Annotated in this window: 26 protein-coding genes; 15 read left to right on the forward strand and 11 right to left on the reverse strand. The window is 72.9% G+C overall.

Annotated features, from left to right (window positions below):
* The first annotated feature begins 20 nt into the window (after window positions 1-20).
* The 5 genes from hpt (at window position 21) to ACIP5O_RS03305 (ending at window position 5,222) form a co-directional block, all read left to right on the forward strand.
* The gene (gene hpt, locus ACIP5O_RS03285) at window positions 21-560 is read left to right on the forward strand and encodes a hypoxanthine phosphoribosyltransferase (protein WP_030219931.1); all 540 of its coding nucleotides are present in this window, start codon (window positions 21-23) and stop codon (window positions 558-560) included.
* 171 nt (window positions 561-731) lie between these two features.
* On the forward strand, window positions 732-2,753 hold the full coding sequence (ftsH, locus tag ACIP5O_RS03290) for an ATP-dependent zinc metalloprotease FtsH (RefSeq protein WP_401287942.1): 2,022 nt from the start codon (window positions 732-734) through the stop codon (window positions 2,751-2,753).
* Between the two features lie 106 nt (window positions 2,754-2,859).
* Window positions 2,860-3,465: a GTP cyclohydrolase I FolE gene (folE, locus tag ACIP5O_RS03295; RefSeq protein ID WP_401287945.1), complete on the forward strand. Its 606-nt coding sequence runs from the start codon at window positions 2,860-2,862 to the stop codon at window positions 3,463-3,465.
* A 95-nt stretch (window positions 3,466-3,560) separates the two neighbouring features.
* On the forward strand, window positions 3,561-4,538 hold the full coding sequence (locus tag ACIP5O_RS03300; protein ID WP_401287947.1) for a hypothetical protein: 978 nt from the start codon (window positions 3,561-3,563) through the stop codon (window positions 4,536-4,538).
* Window positions 4,539-4,598: 60 nt separating this feature from the next.
* Window positions 4,599-5,222, forward strand: a complete 624-nt coding sequence (locus ACIP5O_RS03305; protein ID WP_401287950.1) for a histidine phosphatase family protein — start codon at window positions 4,599-4,601, stop codon at window positions 5,220-5,222.
* A gap of 15 nt (window positions 5,223-5,237) precedes the next feature.
* Here the strand turns inward: ACIP5O_RS03305 and ACIP5O_RS03310 are convergent, their stop codons facing one another.
* The 6 genes from ACIP5O_RS03310 to ACIP5O_RS03335 all read right to left on the reverse strand — a co-directional run bounded on the left by ACIP5O_RS03310 (window position 5,238) and on the right by ACIP5O_RS03335 (window position 10,075).
* A complete protein-coding gene (locus tag ACIP5O_RS03310; RefSeq protein ID WP_401287953.1) occupies window positions 5,238-5,717 on the reverse strand; it encodes a DUF3180 domain-containing protein in 480 nt (159 codons plus the stop codon).
* Between the two features lie 47 nt (window positions 5,718-5,764).
* Window positions 5,765-6,364 carry a 2-amino-4-hydroxy-6-hydroxymethyldihydropteridine diphosphokinase gene (gene folK, locus ACIP5O_RS03315; RefSeq protein ID WP_401287955.1) on the reverse strand — a complete coding sequence of 200 codons (600 nt, stop codon included), beginning with the start codon at window positions 6,362-6,364 and terminating at the stop codon, window positions 5,765-5,767.
* The gene (folB, locus tag ACIP5O_RS03320; protein ID WP_125668569.1) at window positions 6,361-6,720 is read right to left on the reverse strand and encodes a dihydroneopterin aldolase; all 360 of its coding nucleotides are present in this window, start codon (window positions 6,718-6,720) and stop codon (window positions 6,361-6,363) included. The genes folK and folB overlap by 4 nt, the downstream gene beginning before the upstream one ends.
* A 134-nt stretch (window positions 6,721-6,854) precedes the next feature.
* Window positions 6,855-7,286, reverse strand: coding sequence for a nuclear transport factor 2 family protein (locus ACIP5O_RS03325; protein ID WP_401288139.1), 432 nt, complete (start codon window positions 7,284-7,286; stop codon window positions 6,855-6,857).
* A gap of 56 nt (window positions 7,287-7,342) precedes the next feature.
* Window positions 7,343-8,203: a dihydropteroate synthase gene (folP, locus tag ACIP5O_RS03330; protein ID WP_356539073.1), complete on the reverse strand. Its 861-nt coding sequence runs from the start codon at window positions 8,201-8,203 to the stop codon at window positions 7,343-7,345.
* Between the two features lie 27 nt (window positions 8,204-8,230).
* Entirely contained in the window at window positions 8,231-10,075 is a 1,845-nt protein-coding gene (locus ACIP5O_RS03335; protein WP_401287959.1) for a phosphatidylglycerol lysyltransferase domain-containing protein, read from the reverse strand.
* Window positions 10,076-10,240: 165 nt separating this feature from the next.
* Between ACIP5O_RS03335 and ACIP5O_RS03340 the strand changes: the two genes are divergently transcribed.
* Window positions 10,241-11,353 carry an alpha/beta hydrolase gene (locus tag ACIP5O_RS03340; protein ID WP_401287962.1) on the forward strand — a complete coding sequence of 371 codons (1,113 nt, stop codon included), beginning with the start codon at window positions 10,241-10,243 and terminating at the stop codon, window positions 11,351-11,353.
* A gap of 27 nt (window positions 11,354-11,380) precedes the next feature.
* On the opposite strand, the gene ACIP5O_RS03345 is transcribed toward ACIP5O_RS03340, so the two are convergent.
* Window positions 11,381-12,346 carry an ATP-binding cassette domain-containing protein gene (locus ACIP5O_RS03345; RefSeq protein ID WP_356539069.1) on the reverse strand — a complete coding sequence of 322 codons (966 nt, stop codon included), beginning with the start codon at window positions 12,344-12,346 and terminating at the stop codon, window positions 11,381-11,383.
* 142 nt (window positions 12,347-12,488) lie between these two features.
* Here ACIP5O_RS03345 and ACIP5O_RS03350 point away from each other — a divergent pair, with 142 nt between their 5' ends.
* The 5 genes from ACIP5O_RS03350 to ACIP5O_RS03370 all read left to right on the forward strand — a co-directional run bounded on the left by ACIP5O_RS03350 (window position 12,489) and on the right by ACIP5O_RS03370 (window position 16,552).
* Entirely contained in the window at window positions 12,489-13,175 is a 687-nt protein-coding gene (locus tag ACIP5O_RS03350) for an ABC transporter permease (RefSeq protein ID WP_401287966.1), read from the forward strand.
* A 1-nt stretch (window position 13,176) separates the two neighbouring features.
* The gene (locus ACIP5O_RS03355) at window positions 13,177-13,869 is read left to right on the forward strand and encodes an ABC transporter permease (RefSeq protein ID WP_356539065.1); all 693 of its coding nucleotides are present in this window, start codon (window positions 13,177-13,179) and stop codon (window positions 13,867-13,869) included.
* A gap of 10 nt (window positions 13,870-13,879) precedes the next feature.
* Window positions 13,880-14,878 carry an ABC transporter substrate-binding protein gene (locus ACIP5O_RS03360; protein WP_401287969.1) on the forward strand — a complete coding sequence of 333 codons (999 nt, stop codon included), beginning with the start codon at window positions 13,880-13,882 and terminating at the stop codon, window positions 14,876-14,878.
* Between the two features lie 130 nt (window positions 14,879-15,008).
* A complete protein-coding gene (locus tag ACIP5O_RS03365; RefSeq protein WP_401287971.1) occupies window positions 15,009-16,067 on the forward strand; it encodes a hypothetical protein in 1,059 nt (352 codons plus the stop codon).
* Complete coding sequence (locus tag ACIP5O_RS03370; protein WP_401287973.1) at window positions 16,064-16,552, forward strand: GNAT family N-acetyltransferase; 489 nt, start codon at window positions 16,064-16,066, stop codon at window positions 16,550-16,552. The genes ACIP5O_RS03365 and ACIP5O_RS03370 overlap by 4 nt, the downstream gene beginning before the upstream one ends.
* An 8-nt stretch (window positions 16,553-16,560) precedes the next feature.
* On the opposite strand, the gene ACIP5O_RS03375 is transcribed toward ACIP5O_RS03370, so the two are convergent.
* Together ACIP5O_RS03375 and ACIP5O_RS03380 are read right to left on the reverse strand one after the other, a co-directional pair.
* Window positions 16,561-17,703, reverse strand: coding sequence for an NADH-quinone oxidoreductase subunit D (locus ACIP5O_RS03375; protein WP_356539060.1), 1,143 nt, complete (start codon window positions 17,701-17,703; stop codon window positions 16,561-16,563).
* Window positions 17,704-17,767: 64 nt separating this feature from the next.
* Entirely contained in the window at window positions 17,768-18,772 is a 1,005-nt protein-coding gene (locus tag ACIP5O_RS03380) for an SAM-dependent methyltransferase (RefSeq protein WP_401287977.1), read from the reverse strand.
* A 96-nt stretch (window positions 18,773-18,868) separates the two neighbouring features.
* Here ACIP5O_RS03380 and ACIP5O_RS03385 point away from each other — a divergent pair, with 96 nt between their 5' ends.
* Both ACIP5O_RS03385 and ACIP5O_RS03390 read left to right on the forward strand, forming a co-directional pair.
* Window positions 18,869-20,074: a sensor histidine kinase gene (locus tag ACIP5O_RS03385; protein ID WP_401287980.1), complete on the forward strand. Its 1,206-nt coding sequence runs from the start codon at window positions 18,869-18,871 to the stop codon at window positions 20,072-20,074.
* A 22-nt stretch (window positions 20,075-20,096) separates the two neighbouring features.
* Window positions 20,097-20,774 carry a response regulator gene (locus ACIP5O_RS03390; protein ID WP_401287983.1) on the forward strand — a complete coding sequence of 226 codons (678 nt, stop codon included), beginning with the start codon at window positions 20,097-20,099 and terminating at the stop codon, window positions 20,772-20,774.
* An 89-nt stretch (window positions 20,775-20,863) separates the two neighbouring features.
* Here the strand turns inward: ACIP5O_RS03390 and ACIP5O_RS03395 are convergent, their stop codons facing one another.
* The gene (locus ACIP5O_RS03395; RefSeq protein WP_401287985.1) at window positions 20,864-21,952 is read right to left on the reverse strand and encodes a DUF5937 family protein; all 1,089 of its coding nucleotides are present in this window, start codon (window positions 21,950-21,952) and stop codon (window positions 20,864-20,866) included.
* A 147-nt stretch (window positions 21,953-22,099) separates the two neighbouring features.
* Here ACIP5O_RS03395 and ACIP5O_RS03400 point away from each other — a divergent pair, with 147 nt between their 5' ends.
* Window positions 22,100-22,429 (forward strand): hypothetical protein, encoded by a 330-nt coding sequence (locus tag ACIP5O_RS03400; protein ID WP_401287987.1) that lies wholly within the window; start codon window positions 22,100-22,102, stop codon window positions 22,427-22,429.
* Between the two features lie 16 nt (window positions 22,430-22,445).
* On the opposite strand, the gene ACIP5O_RS03405 is transcribed toward ACIP5O_RS03400, so the two are convergent.
* Window positions 22,446-23,648, reverse strand: a complete 1,203-nt coding sequence (locus ACIP5O_RS03405) for a threonine aldolase family protein (protein WP_401287989.1) — start codon at window positions 23,646-23,648, stop codon at window positions 22,446-22,448.
* Window positions 23,649-23,773: 125 nt separating this feature from the next.
* Between ACIP5O_RS03405 and ACIP5O_RS03410 the strand changes: the two genes are divergently transcribed.
* Window positions 23,774-24,739, forward strand: a complete 966-nt coding sequence (locus ACIP5O_RS03410) for a Rossmann-like and DUF2520 domain-containing protein (protein ID WP_401287992.1) — start codon at window positions 23,774-23,776, stop codon at window positions 24,737-24,739.
* Window positions 24,740-25,046 lie beyond the last annotated feature (307 nt).

The following is a 25,046-nucleotide window of genomic DNA, read 5'->3' on the forward strand; positions in this document are numbered from 1 at the left end:
CCCGGGTGAACGAGAAGGACATGGGCACCGACCTCCAGTCGGTGCTCATCACCAAGGAAGAGATCGACGCCAAGCTGGCAGAGCTGGCCGCGAAGATCGACGCGGAATACGCGGGCAAGGACCTGCTCATCGTCGGCGTCCTCAAGGGCGCCGTGATGGTGATGGCGGATCTGGCTCGCGCCCTGTCCACCCCCGTCACCATGGACTGGATGGCCGTCTCCTCCTACGGCGCCGGCACCCAGTCCTCCGGCGTCGTCCGCATCCTCAAGGACCTCGACACCGACATCAAGGGCAAGCACGTCCTGATCGTCGAGGACATCATCGACTCCGGCCTCACCCTGTCCTGGCTCCTGTCGAACCTCGGCTCGCGCGAACCCGCCTCCCTGGAGGTGTGCACCCTCCTGCGCAAGCCCGAGGCCGCCAAGGTCGCCATCGACGTCAAGTGGATCGGCTTCGACATCCCCAACGAGTTCGTCGTCGGCTACGGCCTCGACTACGCCGAGAAGTACCGGAACCTCCCCTTCGTCGGCACGCTCGCCCCGCACGTCTACGGCGGCTGATCCCACGGCCGTACGGGGAACCCGCACCGCCTTCCCTCCGTTGAACCACGGGAAGGCGGTCGCGGGCGACGATGCTGAGGTACCGTCCGAAGAACAGCTTTTTCACACAGCAGTACTCACAGCAGCATTTTCCTACGGGCAGGAGGGACGGAGCGCTATCGCTCCGTATGGATGGACGTGAAGCGATACTTCCGTGGGCCGGTCATGTGGATCGTGCTGGCCGTCCTCGCCGTGGTCGTGCTGATGCAGGTCGTCGGCTCGTCCGAGGGCTACAAGACGGTGGACACCGGCAAGGTCGTCCAGGCGATCGACAAGAACCAGGTCAAGCAGGCAAAGATCACCACCGGTGACGAGCAGCTCATCAAGATCGAGCTCGTCAAGGGCCAGAAGATCGACAAGAGCGACAAGATCCAGGCCAGCTACATCGGCAGCCAGGGCGTCGCCCTCGCCGACAAGCTCCAGGAGAAGTTCGAGGCCGGACAGATCGAGAAGGGCTACACCGTCTCCCCGACGAAGCAGTCGCCCTTCGTCTCGATCCTGCTCTCCCTCCTCCCCTTCGTCCTCATCGTGGTCGTCTTCCTCTTCCTGATGAACCAGATGCAGGGCGGCGGCTCCCGCGTCATGCAGTTCGGCAAGTCCAAGGCGAAGCTCATCACCAAGGACACCCCGAAGACCACCTTCGCCGACGTCGCCGGCTCGGACGAGGCCGTCGAGGAACTCCACGAGATCAAGGAATTCCTCCAGGAGCCCGCCAAGTTCCAGGCCGTCGGCGCCAAGATCCCCAAGGGCGTCCTGCTCTACGGCCCCCCCGGAACCGGCAAGACGCTCCTCGCGCGCGCCGTCGCCGGCGAGGCCGGGGTCCCGTTCTACTCGATCTCCGGATCCGACTTCGTCGAGATGTTCGTCGGCGTCGGCGCCTCCCGCGTCCGCGACCTCTTCGAGCAGGCCAAGGCCAACGCACCGGCCATCGTCTTCGTCGACGAGATCGACGCCGTCGGACGCCACCGCGGCGCCGGCCTCGGCGGCGGCCACGACGAGCGCGAGCAGACCCTCAACCAGCTCCTCGTCGAGATGGACGGCTTCGACGTCAAGGGCGGCGTCATCCTGATCGCCGCCACCAACCGGCCCGACATCCTCGACCCGGCGCTCCTGCGCCCCGGCCGCTTCGACCGGCAGATCGCCGTCGACCGCCCGGACATGCAGGGCCGCCTGGAGATCCTCAAGGTCCACCAGAAGGGCAAGCCGGTCGCCCCGGACGTCGACCTCGGCGCCGTCGCCCGACGCACCCCCGGCTTCACCGGCGCGGACCTCGCCAACGTCCTCAACGAGGCGGCGCTCCTCACCGCCCGCAGCGACCAGAAGCTGATCGACAACAAGGCGCTGGACGAGGCGATCGACCGCGTGGTCGCGGGCCCGCAGAAGCGGACCCGCATCATGTCGGACAAGGAGAAGAAGATCACCGCGTACCACGAGGGCGGCCACGCCCTCGTCGCGGCGGCCTCGCCGAACTCCGACCCCGTCCACAAGATCACCATCCTGTCCCGCGGCCGCGCCCTGGGCTACACGATGGTCCTGCCGGACGAGGACAAGTACTCCACCACCCGCAACGAGATGCTCGACCAGCTCGCCTACATGCTGGGCGGACGCGCCGCCGAGGAACTGGTCTTCCACGACCCGACCACCGGCGCCGCGAACGACATCGAGAAGGCCACCGCCACGGCCCGCGCGATGGTCACCCAGTACGGCATGACCGAGCGCCTCGGCGCGATCAAGTTCGGCGGCGACAACACCGAGCCCTTCCTCGGGCGCGAGATGGCGCACCAGCGCGACTACTCGGAAGAGGTCGCGGCGCTGGTCGACGAAGAGGTCAAGAAGCTCATCGAGACCGCCCACAACGAGGCCTGGGAGATCCTCGTCGAGAACCGCGACGTCCTCGACAACCTGGTCCTCGCCCTCCTGGAGAAGGAGACCCTGGGCAAGGAGGAGATCGCCGAGATCTTCCGCCCCATCGTGAAGCGCCCGGCCCGCCCGGCGTGGACCGGCTCCTCCCGCCGCACCCCCTCCACGCGCCCGCCGGTCCTCTCCCCCAAGGAGCTGGCCCTGACGAACAGCGCGAACGGCTCGGCCACCCCGGTGGAGACCACCAAGGGCATCGACATCGCCCCGGTGGACCCCCCGTCCCCGGAGGACTGACCTCCCGGCCGACCGGACGGACCCGGAATGGATCCCGCGCCCCCACAGGTTTTAGCCTGTGGGGGCGCGGCCATTCGCGCACACAGTCAGACGGAACGAGGCAAAGATGACCGACCCGGTGACGCTGGACGGCGAGGGCAGGATCGGCGACTTCGACGAGAAGCGCGCCGAGAACGCCGTACGAGAGCTCCTCATCGCGGTCGGCGAGGACCCGGACCGCGAGGGCCTGAGGGAAACGCCGGCGCGGGTGGCGCGGGCGTACAAGGAGCTTTTCGCGGGGCTGTGGCAGAAGCCCGAGGACGTGCTGACGACGACATTCGATCTGGGGCACGACGAGATGGTCCTGGTGAAGGACATTGAACTGACTGCGACCTGTGAGCATCATCTCCTCCCATTTCATGGCGTAGCTCACATTGGTTACATTCCGGCAGAAACGGGCAAGATCACGGGCCTGTCCAAGCTGGCGCGTCTCGTCGACGTCTTCGCCCGCCGTCCCCAGGTGCAGGAGCGCCTGACGACGCAGATCGCCGACTCCCTGATGGACATCCTCGAAGCGCGCGGAGCGATCGTCGTCATCGAGGCCGAGCACATGTGCATGACCCTGCGTGGGGTCCGCAAGCCGGGCGCGAAGACGACGACCTCGGCGGTACGTGGTCAACTGCGCAACGCTACTACGCGTGCCGAGGCCATGTCCTTGATACTCGCTCGCTAGTAGCGGGAGGTTCACACCGCTCCATACCGTCCTCGATCAGTGGAATTGATCGCTGATCGAGGGGGATCGGTATGGGATACGGGCCTACCAGCAAGATGCTGGTGAACCTGGTGAACGGCTGCGCTCCGGCGAAGGACGTGGCGCCGGGCAGTGCGATGTGGACGCTGGACGGCGACCGGACGGTGCGGACCACGGTCGTGGACGTGACGGCGGTGAAGGCGCGCACCGCCGTCGACGTGGTGACGGACCACATGACCTTCACCGCCAGCCCGGACCTGCTGCTGTTCACGCCGGAGGGCTGGGTGCGCGCGGCCGACGCGGCGGGGAGGACGGTCGCCTGGACGCATGCACGGAAGCTGTGCCGGGAGCGGTTGACGATCAGGCCGGGGTACGAGTTCGGGTACTTCGTCGGGGCCACGTGCGCGGACGGCACCGTTCACAAGAACTATGTGTCCCTGATCGTCAATGACGAGGGCTTCGCTTCCCGGTACGCGGCTGCTCTGACGGCCTGCACCGGGCTTTCCGCACGGTTGGAGGCGGTCAGTCGGCCGTCTGGGTACCTCAAGCGAGACGTGGCGGGTTTCCGAGTCCGTGTGGTCTCGTCGTACCTGTCTGACCTGGTACGTCAGTACGTGGGCGGCGACGCCCACCACATGCGCCAGCGCTTCCCCCGTGTGGTCCTGCGGGACACGGAGACGTTCACAGGCTTCATGGACGGTTACGTGGACGGGGACGGCTGTCGGGTGACGTGGGGGGACTACGAGGGGCGGGTGGTGGCAAGCGCCAATGTCCCGTTCCTGAGCGAGTGGGCACCGATCATCGGAGCGCGCTTCACACCCGAGGGCGTACCGGGCCGGGTGTCGCGGCTCTACATTGCCGATCGTTGGCCCAGCCGAGACACCTATCGGCCTGAGGAGCACCCTTTGCAGTTGCAGGAGTCCTCCTGGATCAACGTCCACGAAGTCCGACCCCGTCCCGCCCTCGGCACCAAGCCCTTCACCTTCTACGGCTACCGCCTCGCCCCGCACCCCACCTTTCTCCTGAACGGGCACCTCGTGCGCGGAACCGCGTAGTGCGAGGCGGCGTCCGTTCAGGCGTTCGGAAGATCATGACGTCTGGTGGAGGTCCCGTCCATGTCGGTGCAAGCCGCTCGTCATCTGTACCTCGCGCGGCACGGGGAGGCGACGGCGGACGAGAGCGGGCTGTCGGAGGACGGGCGGCGGCAGGCCGTGCTGCTCGGGGAGCGGTTGCGGGGGGTTCCGCTCTCGGTGGTGCATCACGGGCCGCTCGCGCGGGCCGAGGAGACGGCGCGGGTGGTCGGGGAGCGGCTCGGCGGGGTGCCCCTGCGGTGTTCCGCGCCGGCCGGGGACTACATCCCGTACGTGCCGTCGCGCGAGGAGCTGCCGGAGGAGTCGGCCGACGCCACGCTCGACCGGCTGGCGCGGTTTCCGGCGGAGGAGCGTGAGCAGGGGCCCGGTCTGGCGCGGGAGGCCCTTGAGCTGTTCACGGGGCCCGTGGACGGGGAGGAGCCGCGTCATGAGCTCGTGGTGACCCACGCCTTCCTGATCGGCTGGCTGGTCCGGGCCGCCCTGGACGCTCCCCGGTGGCGGTGGATGGGGATCAATCAGGCCAATGCCGCGTTGACCGTTATCCGGTACGCGCCCGGTCGGCCCCCGTCCGTCCTGGTCTTCAACGACACCGGGCACCTGCCCGCCGAGCTGCGGTGGACCGGCTTTCCGCCCGAGCTCAGGGTCTGAGGGGCGGGGGCTCCGTCACTGTGCGGTCGACGGCCCGTTCTCGTCGTCCTCGGGGAGCTTGCAGACGCGTTCCAGGAAGAAGGCGGCGGCGATGACGGCCAGGCCCGCCAGGACCGCGAAGGCCGCGTAGAGGGCCTGGTCGCGGCGGGCCGGGACGTCGAGGAAGCCGAGGAGGAAGACGCCCGTGCCGCCGTACATGCCGGCGACGAGGGCGGCGACCAGGGCGCTGGCCTGGCCGAAGACCACCGCGCGGGCCGCCATCAGGGGTTCGACGCCCTTGGCGCCGGGGCGGCGCTCCCGCTGGGCCCTGAGGCGGGTGCGGATCGAGAGGGCGGTCGCGGTGAGGACGACGGCGATCACGGCGAGGACGACGGGCGCGGCGACCGGCACGCTCGGGAGGGAGCCGACCGCGTCCCAGAGGCGGGCGCCGCCCCAGGAGAGGACGCCGGCCGCCAGGAACAGTCCGGCGAGCACCTTCAGCCGCAGTTGTTTCACCGGGTGTCCTTCGTGTGGTCGTGGGCGGTCTGCCACGAGCCTAACGACTATTCGGGCAGACGGAGTTCCAGGTCGGTACGGAGGGTGACGCCCTCGTCGCCGGCGGCGGCGAGGAGGTCGGCGACCGGACCGTGGCCGGGGAGCTGGGCCTCGGGGTCCACGTCGTGCCAGGGGGCGAGGACGAAGGCGCGCTGGTGGGCGCGGGGGTGGGGCAGGGTGAGGACGGGGTCGTCGGAGACCACGTCCGCGTACGCGACGATGTCGACGTCGATGGTGCGGGGGCCCCAGCGCTCCTCGCGGACGCGGTGGAAGGCCTCCTCGACGGCGTGGGCGCGCTCCAGGAGGGAGGAGGGCGGCAGGGTCGTCTTCACGAGGGCGACGGCGTTGAAGTACGAGGGCTGGCTGCCGGGGTCGACGCCCCAGGGTTCGGTCTCGTAGACGGGGGAGACGGCCTTGACGCGGAGGCCGGGGGTGTCGGCGAGGGCGTCGACGGCGCCCTGGAGGGTCTCCAGGCGGTTGCCGAGGTTGGCACCGAGGGCGAGGACGGCCCAGCGGGGGTTGGAGAGGGTGGTGTCGGCCGCGTCGACGGTCTCGACGACGGAGGCGGGTACGGGCTGGACGGTCGGGTCGCTGTGCGTCGCTTTCATCGTCGGCTCCGGGTGATCGTGACGGTGACGTCGTCGAAGGGCACGGTGATGGGCGCGTCCGGCTTGTGGACGACGACCTCCACCTCCTGTACCCCGGCGTGGCCCAGGCACTTCTGGGCGATGCGTTCGGCGAGGGTCTCGATGAGGTCGACGGGTTCGCCCTGGACGACGTCGACGACTTCTTCGGCGACGATCCCGTAGTGGACGGTCTTCGTGAGGTCGTCCCCGGCGGCGGCGGGGCGGGTGTCCAGGCCGAGGGTCAGGTCCACGATGAAGGTCTGTCCCTCTTCGCGCTCCTTGGGGAAGACGCCGTGGTGGCCCCGGGCCTTGAGGCCGCGCAGCGCGACACGATCCACGCGAATCACTCCTGCTGTCGTAGTTCGGGTGGCCACGCAGCCGGGTGCGGACGGCCGGGTGTCCGTCGTCGAATCTACCCGCGAGGACCGACAGGGCGTGCCCGCGGGGGGCGGGGGGTGGGTGGAAGTGCAGGTCAGAGGGGCGGTTCGGGGTCGCCCGGGGCGTCGTCCAGGGTGGGTTCGGCGGGGTCGGGGTCGTCGGTCCCGGCGAGGACGGGGGAGGCGTGGTGGGACCAGAGCCGCCAGCCGTCGGGGGTGCGGCGGAAGGCGTTGGTGGCGACGACGAGCTGTCCGACGAGGGGTCCGAGTTCGTCGCCGTCCTCGGCGGGGCCGCCGCTGAGGATGTTCTCGGTGCAGGTGACGAGGGCGGTGTCGCCGGCGAGGGAGACGTGGAGGTCGGTGAGGAAGAACTGGATGTACTCGGTGTTCGCCATGATCAGGGCGTACGAGCGGAGGACCTCGCTGCGGCCGGTGAGGACGGGCCAGCCGGGGTGGACGCAGGTGACGGGGGTGGCGTCGTCGTCGAGCCAGAGGCCGGAGACGGTGTCGAAGTCGCCGGTCTCCATGGCTTCGTAGAAGGCGGTGTTGGCGGCTTCGACGGCCGCTTCGTCGGTGGCGGGGGTCACCTGGCTCCTTCGACCGCGCGGGCGACCCGGACGGCGTCGGCGGTGGCGCGGATCTCGTGGACGCGGACGGCCCACGCGCCCGCGTGGGCGGCGAGGGCGGAGACGGCTGCGGTGGCGGCGTCGCGTTCGCGGGCGGGGGGCGGGGCGGCGCCCTCGTGGGCGAGGACGTGGCCGAGGAAGCGTTTGCGGGAGGCGGCGACGAGGAGGGGGCGGCCGAGGGCGTGGAGCTCGGGGAGGTGGGCGACGAGGGCGAGGTCGTGGGGGGCGAGTTTGGCGAAGCCGAGGCCGGGGTCGATGACGATGCGGTCGGGGTCGACGCCGCCGTCGACGACGGCCTCCAGGCGGGTGCGGAGTTCGGTGAGGACTTCGGTGACGACGTCGTCGTAGACGGCGAGGCTGTTCATGGTGTCGCTGAAGCCGCGCCAGTGCATGACGACGAAGGGGACTTCGGCGGCGGCGACGGCGGGGACCATGCCGGGGTCGGCGAGGCCGCCGCTGACGTCGTTGACGAGGACGGCGCCGGCGTCGACGGCGCGGGCGGCGACGGTGGCGCGCATGGTGTCGACGGAGACGGTGACGCCTTCGGCGGCGAGGCCGCGGACGACGGGGACGACGCGGCGGAGTTCTTCCTCCTCGTCGACGCGGGTGGCTCCGGGGCGGGTGGACTCGCCGCCGACGTCGACGAGGTCGGCGCCTTCGGCGACGAGGTGGAGGCCGTGTTTGACGGCGGCCGTGGTGTCGAACCAGCGGCCGCCGTCGGAGAAGGAGTCGGGGGTCACGTTGACCACGCCCATGACCGCGCAGCGGTCCCACTCCGGCAGGCCCCGGGCCGTGCCCCGGCCGATCGTCGTACTCATGGGACCAGCGTAGGGCTCGGGGCGGGGTCAGGCGGCGCGGGCCTCGTGTTCGGCGGGGGCGGCGGGGGTGAGGTGGGCGCAGGGGCGGGGGGCCGGGGCGGGGCGGCGGCGGGTGAGGGGGCGGGGGAGGGAGAGGTTCACGAAGCCTTCGGCCTGCATGGCGGCGAGGCCGATGCGGGGGAGGTCGCGGCTGGTGCGGTAGACGACGAAGCGGGGTTCCCAGCGGGGCCGGAACTTGGCGTTGAACTTGTAGAGGGACTCGATCTGGAACCAGCGGGAGAGGAAGACGAGGAGTCCGCGCCAGAGGCGGAGGACGGGGCCGGCGCCGATCTTCTCGCCGCGGGCGAGGGCGGCGCGGAACATGGCGAAGTTGAGGGAGACGCGTGCGATGCCGAGGGCGGGGGAGGCCTGGAGGGAGGCGACGATGAGGAGCTCGTTCATGCCGGGGTCGGCGGAGCGGTCGCGGCGCATGAGTTCGAGGGACATGCCGTCGCGGCCCCAGGGGACGAAGTGGATGATCGCCTTGAGGTCGCCGTAGGGGGAGTCGGGGTCGTCGTCGCCGTGTTTGTGGGCGGTCGCTATCACGGCGTCTCCGTCGCCGGGGGTGCCGATGCGGCCGAGTGCCATGGAGAAGCCGCGTTCGGTGTCGGTGCCGCGCCAGTCGGCGGCGGCGCGGCGGATGTGTGCGAGTTCGGTGTCGTCGAGGTCGCGGACGCGGCGGACCCGGGTGGTGTAGCCGTTGCGTTCGATGCGTTTGACCATCTGGCGGACGTTGCGCATGGCGCGGCCGGAGAGGGAGAAGTCGGCGACGTCGACGATCGCCTCGTCGCCGAGTTCGAGGGCGTCGAGGCCGGTTTCGCGGGTCCAGACCTGGCCGCCGGTCTCGGAGCAGCCCATGACGGCGGGGGTCCAGGAGTGGATCTTGGCTTCGTCCATGAAGCGTTCGATGGCGCCGGGCCAGGCTTCGACGTCGCCGATGGGGTCGCCGCTGGCGAGCATGACGCCGGAGACGACGCGGTAGCAGACGGCGGCCTTGCCGCTGGGGGAGAAGAGGACGCCCTTGTCGCGGCGGAGGGCGAAGTGGCCGAGGGAGTCGCGGCCGCCGTGCTGGTCGAGGAGGGCGCGCAGGCGGGTCTCGTCGTCGTCGGTGAGGCGGGCGGCGGGGTGTTCGGGGCGGAAGGCCAGGTAGATGGTGGTGAGGGCGGTGAGCATGCCGAGGGCGCCGAGGGAGTAGCCGACGGTCCAGTCGACGTCGTGGGTGTAGGCGACGGGGCCTTCGACGCCGAAGAGTCCGTAGAGGACGTGTTCGAGGCGGTCGGCGAGGCTGGGGCTGCCGAGGGTGCGGCGCGGGTGGGCGCTGACGATGACGAGGCCGAGGGCGAGGGATCCGGCGCCCATGACGACGAAGTTGGCGAGGGCGCGCCAGCGGCTGCGGGGGTCGGGGAGGGCGGCGAATTCGCGGCGGTGGCGGAGGAGGAGGGCGAGGAGGGTGAGGGAGAGGAGGGCGCCGAGGATCGAGTGGCGCCAGACGAACTGGGCGGTGGCGCCGAGGGGGAGGAGGACGACGGCGGCCCGCCAGGCGCGGCGCTTGTGGCGCTTGAGGCCGTGGGCGAGGAGCAGGAGGAGGACGCCGGCGCTCAGGGAGAGGGCGGCGGAGAGGGGGCCGAGGGTGCCGGGGAGGACTTCGGCGACGGCGTGGACGCGGCTGGCGCGGAAGCGGGGGAAGACCCCGGCGGCGATGTCGAGGAGGCCGATGAGGGTGCAGGCCGTGCCGACGAGCGAGGGGACCTTCTCGGGGCGGGGGCCGTGGAGAATCCGGCGTACCCGAACCGGAACCAATCCTCTTTTGTCCCCATCTACCGTGACAGACATGGCTTCCCGTACTTCCCGTGGTCCTGCGCAGGGTCTTTGACTCCGGTCGGGCCCTGCGGCGCGTTCGGCGGGCCGTTCCGGCTGGTGCGCCTTCTAGGACGGCGGCGTGCGGAGCCGGGTTCATCGGTGCACGGGAAATTCTCGGAAAGAGGGCTCGGTCGTCCCATGGGTCTCACCAGTACCAAAGTCCTCGTGCTGGCGGTCGTGACGGCCGTGGCGCTGTTCCTGGCCACGGTCCTGCTGTGGCCGCGGCTCGCGCGCGGTGGGTGGAGGTCGGTCGCGGGCCGGGTGGGGCTGCTGCTCGTGACCCAGGTGACGCTGTTCGCGGCGGTGGGGCTCGCGGCGAACCGGTCGTTCCTGTTCTACGGCTCGTGGGCCGATCTGTTCGGGCAGGAGCAGGACATGGGCGTGGTCGTCGACCACGCGGCCGGTTCGAAGGGCGTGCGGGTGCTGGGGACGCGGGCGCTCGACGTGCCGGGCGGCGGGCGCCGGGAGGTGGGCGGGCAGATCCAGGAGGTGGTGGTGGCGGGGGAGCGGTCGAAGATCGTCTCGCCGGCCTACGTGTACCTGCCGCCGGAGTACTTCCAGGAGCGGTACGCGCGGCGGACGTTCCCGGCCGCGGTGGTGCTCACGGGGTATCCGGGGACGGCGGAGAACCTGATCAAGGGTTTGAAGTATCCGAAGACGGCGTACCTCCAGGCGAAGGAAGGGCGGATGCAGCCGATGATCCTGGTGATGCTGCGTCCGACGGTGGCGCCGCCCAGGGACACGGAGTGCGTGGACGTCCCGGGGGGTCCGCAGACGGAGACCTTCTTCGCCCAGGACCTGCCGAAGGCGGTCTCGGAGGCGTACCGGGTGGGGACGGAGCCGCGGAACTGGGGCTTCATGGGGAATTCGACGGGGGGCTACTGCGCGCTGAAGATCGCGCTGCGCCATCCGGACCGGTTCGCGGCGGGGGCGGGCTTCTCGGCGTACTACAGGGCGGCGGAGGACGTGACGACCGGTGACCTCTTCCGGGGGGACGACCGGCTGCGCAAGCGGGCGGACCTGCTGTGGAGCCTGGACCACCTGCCGCAGGGGCGGTCGTCGTTCCTGGTGACGACGTCGAAGAGGGGCGAGGGGAACCTGAGGGGGACGCGGGAGTTCATCCGGAAGGTGAAGAGCCCGGCGGGCGTCTCGTCGATCGTCCTGGAGAGCGGCGGCCACAACTTCAACACGTGGAACCGGGAGATTCCGCCGGGTCTGGTGTGGATGAGCGGGAAGCTCAGCGCGGGCTGAGCCTCCCGCGGGTCGCCGGGGGGTCGGTTACGCGGCCGAGGCCCGGCGCAGGGCGCGGTGGACGCCGGCCGGGGTGAGGACGCCGAGGGGGGTGCCGTCGGCGTCGGTGACGGTGAGGCGGCCGGTGTCGTGCTGGAGGAGGACGGCGAGCGCCTCCTTGAGGGAGGTGCCCAGGGGTACGGGGGCGGGGTCGCCGTCCCCGGGGCCGCCGGCCGGCACGGGGTCGAGGTCGGCCTCGCCGACGGGGGTGACGGCGAGGCGCTTGAGGCCGCGGTCGCTGCCGACGAAGTCGGCGACGTACGGGGTGGCGGGGGAGCCGAGGACGGTGGCGGGGGTGTCGAACTGTTCGATGCGGCCCTGTCCGTAGACGGCCATACGGTCGCCCATGCGGACGGCCTCCTCGATGTCGTGGGTGACGAGGAGGACGGTCTTGCGGACGGTGGCCTGGAGGGCGAGGAACTCGTTCTGGAGGCGTTCGCGGACGACGGGGTCGACGGCGCCGAAGGGCTCGTCCATGAGGAGGACGGGCGGGTCGGCGGCGAGGGCGCGGGCGACGCCGACGCGCTGGCGCTGGCCGCCGGAGAGCTGGGCGGGGTAGCGGGAGCCGTAGGTGGCCGGGTCGAGGCCGACGAGGTCGAGGAGTTCGGCGGCACGCGCGCGTGCGGCGGATTTCTTCCAGCCGAGGAGGGCGGGGACGGTCGCGGTGTTGTCGAGGACGGTGCGGTGGGGGAAGAGCCCGACCTGCTGGATGACGTAGCCGATCTTGCGGCGCAGGGCGACCGGGTCGACGCCCGCGATGTCCTGTCCGTCGACGAGGACGCGGCCGGAGGTCGGCTCGACGAGCCGGTTCACCATCATCATCGTGGTCGTCTTGCCGCAGCCGGACGGGCCGACCAGGGTGACGAGTTCGCCCTCGGCGACCTCGAAGGAGAGGTCGTCCACGGCGGTGGTGCCGTCGTCGTACCGCTTGGTCACGTGCTCGAACCGGATCATGGTTCCCCATTCTGGCCCCTGGACGGCGGGGGAGTGTGAAGGGCGTGTTGCCGCATTGTGGCGGATCTCGGGGATTGTCGGTGGCGGGGGTTAGGGTCGTCCACACATGCGTTCGGGTGGGTGGGGTAGCGGGGGGAGGATGATGAGCGCGCCGAACTGTCTGGTCACGAACGACTGGATCTGCGGGGAGTACCTCCGCACGCGCCGCGAGGAGTTGACGGACGCGCTGCTCCAGCATGTGGGAATCACGGTCGCCTCGGTGCTGATCGCGCTCGTCGTCGCGGTGCCGCTGGCGCTCCTCGTGCGGGCCAGGCCCCGGTTCGCCGGCCCGGTCCTCGGTCTGACGACCCTGCTCTACACGGTCCCGTCGCTCGCGATGTTCTCGCTGCTGCTGCCGTTCTTCGGGCTGTCGGCGGCGCTCGTGGTGACCGGCCTCGTGCTGTACGCCCTGACGATCCTCGTGCGGAACACGCTGGCGGGGCTCGCCGCGGTCCCGGCCGAGACGCGGGAGGCGGCCCGGGGCATGGGCTACGGCTCGCTGCGGCTGCTGTGGGCGGTCGAACTGCCCCTGGCGCTGCCGGTCCTGATGGCCGGCGTGCGGATGGCGACGGTGTCCACGATCGCGCTGACGACGATCGGCTCGGTCGTCGGGCGCGGCGGCCTCGGCAACCTGATCGAGGACGCCCTGCCCAGCTTCTTCAAGGCGCAGGTGCTCGCCGCCTCGGTGCTGTGCGTGCTGCTCGCGATCGTCGCCGACCTGCTGCTCCTGGGCCTCCAGCGGCTCCTGACGCCCTGGGCCCGCATACGGACCGCGCCGGGAGGTGGGTGAGGTGGGGGTCGTGACGGACGCCTGGGGCTGGCTCACCACCGGCGCGCACTGGACGGGCGACGGCGGCGTGGGGCAGCGGCTCGCCGAGCACGTGTACGTGAGCGGGCTCGCGCTCCTGATCGCCTCGGCGCTCGCGCTGCCGCTCGGCCTGTGGCTGGGCCACCTGGGGCGGGGCGGCGCGCTCGCGGTGAACGTGTCGAACGTGGGCCGGGCGGTGCCCGTCTTCGCGGTCCTCGCCCTGTTCATGGTGTCGCCCCTGCGGAACGCCGGATACGTGCCGACCGTGGTGGCCCTGGTGCTGTTCGCGATGCCCCCGCTCCTCACCAACGCGTACGTGGGGGTGCGGGAGGTGGACCGGTCCGCGGTGCGGGCCGCCCGGGGCATGGGGATGACGGGCGGGCAGGTCTTCCTCCGGGTGGAACTCCCGCTCGCCCGGCCCGTGGTGATGACCGGCGTCCGCTCGGCCGCCGTCCAGGTCGTCGCCACGGCCACGGTCGCGGCGATGGTCGGCCAGGGCGGCCTCGGCCGGATCATCACGGCCGGGTTCGCCACGTACGACACGGGGCAGGTGGTGGCGGGCGCCGTGCTCGTGGCCCTGCTCGCCCTCCTGGTGGAGGGCGCGCTCGTGGGCGCGGACCGGCTCCTGTCGGGGCCGGGGCACGCGCGCGCACCGAAGGACCGAACGATTCGATGAAGCCGACTGGATGGGTGATCTCGTGAACAGGGTCTCGCGTATCGCGGGCGCGCTGCTGGGTACGGCGGCGCTGACGGCCGCCCTCGCGGCGTGCGGCGGTGACAGCCTGGAGGACGGAAAGGACAAGGGCTCCGACGGTGCGGGGAGCTCCGGCGGCGGGTCCAAGGGCTCGCTCGTGGTCGGCGCGGCCGCCTTCACCGAGGCCAAGGTCCTCGCGGAGCTGTACTCCCAGTCGCTGCGGGACGCCGGATACTCCGTCTCGATCACCACCGTGAAGAACCGCGAGCTGTACGAGCCCTCCCTGGAGAACGGCGAGATCGACGTCGTCCCGGAATACGCGGCGACGATCGCGGAATTCCTCAACGCGAAGGCGAACGGCCCGAAGGCGCCCGAGGAGAAGCCGGTCGCCTCGGGCGACGCGAAGGCCACGGTCGAGGCGCTGCGGAAGCTCGCCGAACCGCGCGGCCTGAAGGTCCTCGCGGTCGGAGAGGCGGTCGACCAGAACGCCTTCGCGGTGTCGAGGGAATTCGCCGAGAAGAACAAGCTGCAGACGCTTTCCGACCTCGGCGCCGCCAAGATCAAGGTGAAGATCGCCGCCGGTGACGAATGCGCGGTGCGCCCCTTCTGCGCCCCCGGTCTGAAGAAGACGTACGGGATCGACGTGGCCGGGATCGACCCCAAGGGCGTCGGCACCCCGCAGGCCAAGCAGGCCGTCAAGGACGGGGTGGACCAGCTGGTCCTGACGACCACCACGGACGCCACGATCGAGAACTACGGACTCGTCTTCCTCGCCGACGACAAGAAGCTCCAGAACGCCGACAACGTGCTGCCCGTGGTCAACGCCGAGGACGCCGGTTCTCCCGAGATAGCCGCCGCCCTCGACAAGATCACCAAGGTGCTGACCACAGCGGATCTCGCCGAACTCAACCGCAAGGTGGATGCCGAGCGGGCGAAGCCGGAGGACGTCGCCAAGGAGTATCTGACGGCGAAGGGGCTGCTCAAGAAGTAGGCGCGGGGCGGGGGGAGTCGGCCCGAAACGGAACCGGAAGGGCCGTTATCCACTTCCGGTGGCGAGAAGTGGCCAAGAGATTGCCGGGCCGACCCCCCACACGACGCCTACGCACGGTAAATTTCAGGCCATGCCACGTGGACGCCACCGCCATTCCCCGCCTCTGCACAAGCTGCTGCCGCCCTCCGCGGTCGCCGGCGCCGCGGTCGTGTGCGCCGCGGCCGCCTGGCTGCCCGGAGACCTGGTGGTCGTGCGGCTCCTGACCGCCGCCGCGGCGGCCGCGGCCGTCACCGGCGCCGTCCTCATGCGCAGTTGGGACCGGAGCGCCGGACTGCGCGTCGCCGAGACCGAGCGGGCGCGCGCCGCCGACCAGTGGAAGGCCGAGGAGCGGGTCGCCGAACTGGAGTCCGACCTCGACGAGTCCCGCGCCCTGCGCGCCCGGCTCGACGCCAAGCTCCGCGCCAAGCGCGTGGAGCTCGCCGGGCTGCGCGGCGAGCACGCCGACCTGCTCCGCCGCTACGCCACCGCCGAGACCGAGCGGGCCAGCGCCCTGGAGGGCCGCCGCGTCCTCGCGCTGGAGAGCGCGGCCGGCGGCGACGCCAAGGCCCTCCCGGCCGCCGGCTCCACGCCCACCCCGGAGGCCTTCCGCCGCGCCGCCCGGGCCCTGCGCGACCTCCCGCGCAACGCCGCCGCCCAGCAGGCCCGCCGCACCGCCGAGGCGGCCCGCGCCCGCGACCTCGCCGAGCGCGCCCGCGAGACGGAGGAGCCGCAGGGGAAGCACGCGGCGGCCACCGGGACCGAGCAGCACACCCGGCCGGCCGCCCTCGCGCTCCCGCCCGCCCCCGCTCCCGCCTCCGCCCCCGTCCCGGTCGCCGCCGCGATCGTCCCGTACGCCTCGCGCAGGCCCGCCCCGCGCCCCGAGGGCGGCTTCGACTTCTTCGGCACGCAGAAGACGGCGGACGCCATCGAGGCCGTGCAGAACACGGACCTCGCCGACGTCGTCGGCGAGGAGGTCCTGGCCGCCGGGGCCGCGCTCGGCGCCCCCGCCCTCACCCCGGTCGCCGGACCCGCCGCCGGCACCGGCACCCCCGCGCCGCCGCGGACGGTCGGTCAGGTCATCGACCTGACCGCGCACGACGAGACGGAGCAGCTCGACGTGGCGGAGCTGCGCGGGGCCGTGAACTCGTGACGCACCGCCTCGCCGACCTCCCCGCCGGCGAGGTCGCCCGCCGCCGGGACGAACTGCTCGCTCTGTGCGCCCAGGCCTTCTGCGGCGCACCCTGGCACGAGCCGCCCCTCGGCGCCGTGCGGACCGTGGAGCGGCTGCTCGGCTCGGCGGCCGGGCGGCCCGACTTCCGGGCCGTCGCCGCGTTCGGTCCCGACGACGAGCTGCGGGGCTTCACGGCCGGCTGGACCGACACCGCCCTGACCGGCCGCGAGCCCGCCTTCGAACTCGCCGAACTCGTCGTCGCCCCCGCCCACCAGGGCCTCGGCACCGGCCGCGCCCTCCACGACGCGATCCTCGCCGGCCTGGCCCCGGGCCCACGCCTTCTGATGACCCTCGACGTACCGGAGTTGACGAAGCGGTACGAACGCTGGGGCTGGAGCGTGTACGACCGGCGCACGCCGGGCGCGTCGGGGCGCGCGTACGCGGTGATGCGCCGCGAGGACTAGGACCCCGGCTACTTGTCGATGTCGCCGACGACGAAGAAGAGCGAGCCCAGGATCGCCACCATGTCGGCGACCAGCGTCCCCGGCAGCAGCTCGGCGAGCGCCTGGATGTTGTTGAACGAGGCCGAGCGCAGCTTCAGCCGGTACGGGGTCTTCTCGCCCTTCGACACCAGGTAGTAGCCGTTCACGCCGAGCGGGTTCTCGGTCCACGCGTACGTGTGGCCCTCCGGCGCCTTCAGCACCTTCGGCAGCCGCTGGTTGACCGGCCCCGGCGGCAGCTCCTCCATCCGGTCCAGGCAGGCGTCCGCCAGGTCCAGGGAGTTGTGCGTCTGGTCGAGCAGGCACTCGAACCGGGCCAGGCAGTCGCCCTCCTCCCGCACCGCCACCCGCAGGACGTCCGCCAGCTCCCCGTACGCGAGGTACGGCTCGTCGCGGCGCAGGTCGAAGTCCACGCCCGAGGCGCGGGCGATCGGCCCCGACACCCCGTACGCGTGGACCGCCTCCCGCGACAGGACCCCGATCCCGCGCGTGCGGCCCCGGAAGATCTCGTTGCCGAGGACGAGCCGGTCGTACACGTCCATCCGCGACCGCACGTCCGCGACCGCCTGCCGCACCCGCCCCGCCCACCCGGCCGGCAGGTCCTCCTTGAGGCCGCCGACCCGGTTGAACATGTAGTGCATCCGGCCGCCGGACGCCTCCTCCATCACCGCCTGGAGCTCCTCGCGCTCCCGGAAGGCGTGGAAGACCGGGGTGATGCCGCCCAGTTCGAGGGGGTACGAGCCGAGGAACATGAGGTGGTTGAGGACCCGGTTCAGCTCGGCGAGGAGCGTACGGGTCCACACCGCGCGCTCCGGGACCTCCATGCCCAGCATCCGCTCGACGGCCATCACCACGCCCAGCTCGCTGGAGAAGGCGGACAGCCAGTCGTGGCGGTTGGCCAGCATGACGATCTGCCGGTAGTCCCGCGCCTCGAAGAGCTTCTCGGCCCCCCGGTGCATGTAGCCGACCACCGGCTCGGCCGACCGGATCACCTCGCCGTCGAGGACGAGCCGGAGCCGGAGCACGCCGTGGGTCGAGGGGTGCTGCGGCCCGATGTTCAGCACCATGTCGGTGCTCTCCGCCGCGCCGCCGATTCCGACCGTCGTCTCCGTCATGCGGCCAGTATCTCCCGTACGGACCCCGCTCCCGCGGGCTGTCCGCCGGACCGCCGGGCGGGCCTCAGCCGTCCGCCGGGTCGTCGGCCGCAGGTCCCGGCACCCGCCGGGTCAGCCAGAGGAAGTCCCCGAGGCCGCCCCGGGCGGTCAGCTCGGCCGCCTCGCCGGCCGAGGAGAGGGCCCTGACGTACCCGGCGGGGTCGGCGGACGCGAGCGCGAGGGGCGGCCGGTCCCCGGTCACCCCGAGCCGCCGCAGCGCCTCCCGCTGCGTGACCAGTTCCGTGTCCGCCCCTCCGGAGGGGGCCGCCGCGCACGCGTCGAGCGCCACGTGGGACGTCAGGTCGCAGGAGCCGTCCGGGACCGGCGGCACCTCGCGGCCCGCCCGGAAGCCGGTCAGGGAGCCGAAGGGCGGCCGGGCGCCCCGTACGTGCGCGTAGTCCACGGCCACCGCCCGGCCCGCCGCCAGACGGGACACCGCCGACGCCCAGGCCTCGTCGCGGGGCCGCCCGATCTCGGCCCGCGCGCCGGGCTCCCGCAGCGGCCACCAGCGCTCCAGCCACTCCGCGTCCGCCCCGGAGACGGGCGCGCCGAGCCGCTCCGTACCGTCGGCGCGCACCTCCACGTACCGGGCCGTGCCCGTCGCGTCCGCCTCGGCCACGTCCACCGGCACGTTGTCCAGCCACTCGTTCGCGAAGAGCAGCCCCCGCGCCCCGCGCGGCGGCCGGTCCGTCCACTCCACCCGGGGGTCGAGCCCGTCCGGGCGCCCGGCGCGCTCCACCGCGTACGCCCGCACCGACAGACCGCTCCCGGCGGTCGCCCTGAGCACCCCCGCGAGCAGCTCCCCGCGCCCCGCGCCCACGTCCACGAGGTCGACCCCGTCCGTCCCCAGCTCCTCCGCGACCTCGCCGAGGAGCCGGGCCACGGCCCCCGCGAAGAGCGGGGAGGCGTGCACCGAGGTGCGGAAGTGCCCCGCGGGCCCCTCGGGCCGCAGATAGAAGCCCCCCGGGCCGTACAGCGCCCGCTCCGTGGCCTCCCGCCACCCCTGCCACCGCCGCGTCTCGTCCGTCACGGGACCCAGTCTCCACCTCGGGGAGTACGGTCTCCGGGGCAAGGATCGCCCCCGCGGTTGATCCCTGAACCTTTCGCCTTCCCTACGCTGGGTGACGTGCAGCGCCTCTACGACTTCCTCCGCAGACACCCGACGGGCGTCGACACCTTCTGGGCCGTCGTCCTCCTCGGGTTCTCCCTGCTGTGGGTGGGGTCGACCTACCCGGCGGTCCGTCACCCCATCGCGTACGGAGTCGTCGCCGCCCTCTTCTCCCTGGCCGTGGCCCTGCGCCGGCGGGTGCCCGAGAAGATGCTGCTGCTCACCGTCGCCCTCGGCCTGGCCCAGCTCGCCCTCGACCTGGAACCGTTCCTGGCCGACTTCGCCATGTTCGTGATCGTCTACACGGTCGCGGTGCACGACGGACCGCGCTGGGCGTCCCGGCTCGCCCTCGCCGGCGGACTGAGCGCCGCCACGCTCGCCCAGCTCAGATGGCCGGTGGACGACCCCTCCACCTCCGCCCCCGCCCGGGTCTTCTTCACGGTCATCATGACCGTGCCGTTCGCCCTCGCCTGGGTCCTCGGCGACTCCCTGCGCACCCGCCGCGCCTACTTCGCGCAGCTGGAGGAGCGGGCCTCCCGCCTGGAACAGGAGCGCGAGGCCCAGGCCAAGGTCGCGGTCGCCGCCGAGCGGGCCAGGATCGCCCGCGAGCTGCACGATGTCGTCGCGCACAACGTGTCGGTGATGGTGGTCCAGGCCGACGGCGCCGCCTACGTCATGGACTCCTCGCCGGAGACCGCGAAACAGGCCCTGGAGACCATCTCCGGCACCGGCCGGCAGGCGCTCGCCGAGATGCGCAGGCTCCTGGGCATCCTGCGCACCGGGGAGCACCAGGAGGCCGGGGAGTACGTGCCGCAGCCCGACGTGGGCCAGATCGAGGACCTCGTCGAGCAGGTCAGGGGCGCCGGCCTCACCGTCGACTTCGCGATCGAGGGGAGCCCCCGCCCGCTGCCCAGCGGCGTCGAGCTCACCGCGTACCGGATCGTGCAGGAGGCCCTCACCAACACCCGCAAGCACGGCGGCCCCGACGTGGGCGCCAGCGTCCGCCTGGTCTACTTCGACGACGGCCTCGGGCTGCTCGTCGAGGACGACGGCCGGGGGGCGCCGCAGGAGATGTACGAGGACGGGGGCGCCGACGGGCGGGGGCACGGCCTGATCGGCATGCGGGAGCGGGTCGGCATGGTCGGCGGCACCCTGGACGCGGGCCCGCGTCCGGGCGGAGGCTTCCGGATCAGCGCCCTGCTCCCCCTCAAGCCCGCCCACTGACGACCCCTAAGGAACCGCTCCCATGTCCATTCGCGTGATGCTCGTCGACGACCAGGTGCTGCTGCGCACCGGTTTCCGCATGGTGCTCGCCGCCCAGCCCGACATGGAGGTCGTGGCGGAGGCGGGCGACGGCGCCGAGGCCCTGGAGGTGCTGCGGTCCACGGCGGTCGACGTCGTCCTGATGGACGTGCGCATGCCGCGCCTCGACGGGGTGGAGGCGACCCGGCGGATCTGCGCGCAGACCGACCCGCCGAAGGTGCTGATCCTGACCACCTTCGACCTCGACGAGTACGCGTTCTCCGGCCTGAAGGCGGGGGCGAGCGGCTTCATGCTGAAGGACGTGCCGCCGGCGGAGCTGCTCGGCGCGATCCGCTCGGTGCACAGCGGGGACGCCGTGGTGGCGCCCTCGACCACCCGCCGCCTCCTCGACCGCTTCTCGCCGATGCTGCCCTCCACGGGCCGCGAGCCCGAGCACAAGGAGCTGGGGCGCCTGACCGACCGGGAGCGGGAGGTGATGCTGCTGGTCGCGCAGGGCCTGTCGAACGGCGAGATCGCCGCCCGGCTCGTCCTCTCCGAGGCGACGGTGAAGACCCACGTGGGCCGCATCCTGACCAAGCTGGGCCTGCGCGACCGGGTCCAGGTCGTGGTCCTGGCGTACGAGTCGGGCCTGGTCAGGGCGGGCGGCGGCGGGGCGGTGTAACGCCGTGCCTTCCGGAGCGGTGCCTCCCAGGGGGTGTCTTGTCGATCATGCCGGGCGCCGCGGGCCCGGCATGATCGACAAGGCACCCCCTAGCGCAGGACGGACTCCAGGAAGTCGCTGCCGAGCCGGGCGGTGACGGCCACGTCGAGCTGGTGCAGGACGTACCGGCCGCGCCGCTGGGTGGTGACCAGACCGGCCTTCTTCATGACCGCGAGGTGGCGGGAGACCTCGGGCGGGGTGATGCCGTACGCGTCGGCCAGCTCGCTCGTCGTGTACGCGCCCCGGGCGAGGCTGCGGCAGAGCCGCATCCGCATCGGGTGGGCGATGGCCTCCAGGCGCAGCTTGACCGCCGCCACGGGGGCGCCGCCGCCGAGGTCGCGGGCGGGCACGGGGTACTGGATCACCGGCTGCCAGCCGGGCGCGTGCAGCGCGAAGAGGTGCGGCCAGCCGAAGGCGGTCGGCAGAAACGTCACGCCCGTGCCCCCGGCGGCGGTGCGGCCCTGGACCAGCTTGTCGACGACGATCCGGGATCCCCGCTCGTCCTCCTCCAGGGCCATCGAGGAGGAGGCGTCGGCGACGGCCTCGGCCAGGCCCTTGCGGCGCATCAGCTCGGTCTTGTGACGGGCGTCGGCGGCGAGCTGGATCCGGACGCGGCGCCAGGTGTCGGCGAAGAAGGCCTCGTCGCAGTCCTCCAGGAGCCGCCGGACCCACGCGCGCGTGCCGGGCGGGTCCGCGAGCATCCGCTCCACGAAGGCGGCCTGGCGCGGGCCGCGCGCGGCGGCCAGGTCGAGGGAGCGGCGGCGCATCCGGTCGTCGACGAGCGGCGAGGGGGCGCCGTGCGTGTAGTGGCCGGCGCAGGAGATCTCCAGGGCCGCGCCCACGTACTTCTCGTCGTCCATCCGGTCGAGGTCGTCCAGCTCCTCGGCGAGGGTCTCGCGGGGGCGGGCGGGCAGCAGGACGTCGGACCGGGTGGAGCGCCACATGAAGTCCGCCTCGTGCAGCCGGTCCGCGAGCTCCGGTTCCAGCCCGGCGGCCGTGGTGGCGGTCCAGGCGTGCAGCCGGGCGTGGTGCGCGGGCTCCGCCAGGGCGTGCAGGGCGGCGCCCAGCTCGGCCAGGGGCGAGGGGCAGAAGGAGATCCGCTCGTGCGGCAGTCCGGTGATGTCGATGGTCACGCTCACCGTGCCATGGTGCGGGACGGACCGGGGGCGGTGTCGCGCCGATTGACGGGAGCCGTCAACCGACGCCCGCGGGCGGGTCCGGCCGCCGTTTGACGGGGCTCGTCAATCGGCGGGCCGGGGCGCCGGGGAGCGGCGCACGGTGGGGGCATGAACGCGATGCACCAGTACCTCTTCGACGCCCACCGCGCCGCCCGGATCGGCGAGCCGCCGCCCCCGGCGCCCGGCACCCACGAGCTCGCCGTCCTGCGGGCGGTCCGCGACCGGCGCCGCTTCGAACGGGTCCTCGCGGGCCGCCCGGCCCGCGGCGGCCTCCGGAGGGCACTGCGCCGCGCGGGCGCGTTCGGCGCGGGCCTGTTCCGCACGGCTCGGTCCGGTACGGCCCCGTCCGCATCCCCTACGGCCCCGTCCCGTACGGACCCGTCCCGTACGGCCCCGTCCCGCACGGACCCGGTACCGTGCCGCCGTCCGGCCGACTGAGGCACCGGGGTGCCCGTCAGCCCCCGGAGCCCGCCCCCGGCAGTCGCGACAGGAAGTCCCGCACCGCCTCCCGTACGTCCTGCGCCGTCCACTCCAGGCCCGGCCCCGCCACCGTCAGCTCCGTCCGGGCGGTCCCCGGCGGGCCGCCCGCGCCCGGGGCGGACCAGCGGCGGAAGAGGACGGTGCCGGTGGCCTCGGCCTGGGCGAGGGCCGCGGCCGTCAGGACCTCGGGGGAGTACGGCAGCCAGACCTGGAACTGGTGGGTGTGCGGGACCTCGGGGTGCACCCGGAACCAGCCCGTGCCCGCCTCCGCGAGCGCCTCCCGGAGCGCGCCGGCCACCACGCGCGCGTGGGCCGTGTACGCGGGCAGCCGGGGCAGCTCGACGTCCAGGCCCCGCAGCGCGGAGAGCGCCGCAGGGTACTGCTGGAAGACCTGCCCTCCGTACCGGTGCCGCCAGACCCGGGCCTCCTCCATGACGTCCTCGGGCCCGGCGAGCGCGGCCCCCGACTGGCCGCCGAGGGACTTGTAGAACGACACGTACACGCTGTCGGCGAGCCCCGCGATCTCCGCGAGCCCCCGGCCGAAGCGGGACGTGCACTCCCACAGGCGCGCCCCGTCGAAGTGGACGACCGCGTCCCGCTCCCGGGCCGCCTCCACCACCTCCGTCAGCTCCTCCCAGGTGGGCAGCACGAAGCCGGCGTCCCGCAGCGGCAGCTCCAGCATCAGCGTCCCGAACGGCTCCGGATGGTCCCGCACCTCCTCGGCCGTCGGCAGCCGGGGCGCGTCGGTCGGGTGGACGGTGCGGAGCCCGGACACGGCCCCGAGCGCCCCGCCCTCGTGGACCTCCGGGTGGGCGAGCGGGTGGAGGGCGACGACGGGGCTGCCGGTGCGCCCGGCCCAGCAGCGCAGCGCCACCTGCTGGGCCATGGTGCCGGTCGGGAAGAAGACGGCGGCGGGCAGGCCCAGCTCCTCGGCGACCCGCCGCTCCAGGGTCTCGACCGGGCCGTCGCCGTACGCGTCGGGCGCCGCCCCGCCGTGTCCGGCGGCCTCCGCCCATTCGGCCAGCTCGCGCAGCCGCTCCCCGACCGTGCCGTCCACGGGGGCGTGCCACAGCTTCCGGGCGGCCCCGCCCCAGACCTTCGCCCGGTGCAGCCGGGCCGCCTCCTCGTCGCCGGGGACCACGGGGCCACCGGTTTCCACAGGTTCCGCAGTTTCCATGGGGCGATCATCACACCGCCGCCCACAGCCTGTGGACAGCCACGGAAGGGCACGTGTCCCTGGCGTAGCATGACCAGAAATCGTCCGGTACCCGCCGAGGACTGGAACGGAAGGCCGTCCCCACCGTGAACGCAGCATCAGCGCCAGAGCCCCGAGCCGAGGACCGACCCGCCCGGCTCACCGTCGGAGTCGTCGGCGCCGGGCGGGTGGGCCCCGCCCTCGCCGCCTCCCTCCGGCTCGCGGGACACCGCCCCGTCGCCGTCTCGGCGGTCTCCGACGCCTCGCGGCGGCGCGCCGCCGAGCTCCTGCCGGACGTGCCGGTCGTGGAGCCCGCGCGCGTCCTCGCCCTCGCCGACCTGGTCCTGCTCACCGTCCCCGACGACGCCCTGCCCGGTCTGGTCGAGGGCCTCGCGGACACCGGGGCCGTGCGGCCGGGCCAGTTGCTCGTGCACACCTCCGGGCGGTACGGGGCGCGGGTCCTCGACCCCGCCCGCCAGGCCGGCGCCCTGCCGCTCGCCCTGCACCCCGCCATGACCTTCACCGGCACCGCCGTGGACGTGCAGCGGCTCGCCGGGTGCTCCTTCGGGGTGACCGCGCCCGAGGAGCTGCGGCTCGCCGCCGAGGCCCTGGTCATCGAGATGGGCGGGGAGCCCGAGTGGATCGCCGAGGAGGCCCGCCCGCTCTACCACGCGGCCCTCGCCCTCGGCGCGAACCACCTGGTCACCCTGGTGGCCCAGTCGATGGAGCTGCTCCACAAGGCCGGGGTCGCCGCCCCCGACCGGATGCTCGGCCCCCTCCTGGGCGCCGCCCTGGACAACGCCCTGCGGTCCGGCGACGCGGCCCTGACCGGCCCCGTCGCGCGCGGCGACGCCGGCACGGTCGCCGCCCACGTCGCCGAACTGCGCAAGCACGCGCCCGGCACCGTCACCGGGTACCTGGCGATGGCCCGTACGACCGCCGACCGGGCGCTCGCCCACGGCCTGCTCAAGCCCGAGCTGGCCGAAGACCTGCTGGGGGTGCTCGCCGAGACCCCGGCGGGCGCGACCGGCACGACCGGATCCGCCGACGGGCCGCAAGGAGACGACCGATGAGCCCGCGCACCCGTGCCGGGGCCCCCGACCCGACCCCGGACCGGGCTTCGGCTTCCGGCCCGGCTTCCGCCTCCGAGCAGGCCTCGGCCTCCGGCCCGGCTTCCGCCCCCGGCCGGGTTTCGGCTTCCGATCCGGCCTCGGCTTCCGCCCCCGGCTTGGCTTCCGCCTCCCACCCGACCCCCGACCGGGCTTCGGCCTCCGATCCGGCTTCGGCTTCCGACCGGGCCTCGGCCTCCGACCGGGCCTCGGCTTCCGACCGGGCCTCGGCCTCCGACCGGGCCCCGGCTTCCGACCGGGCTTCGGCCTC

This window comes from Streptomyces sp. NPDC088915 (genome assembly GCF_044749825.1).
Classification (GTDB): Bacteria; Actinomycetota; Actinomycetes; order Streptomycetales; family Streptomycetaceae; genus Streptomyces.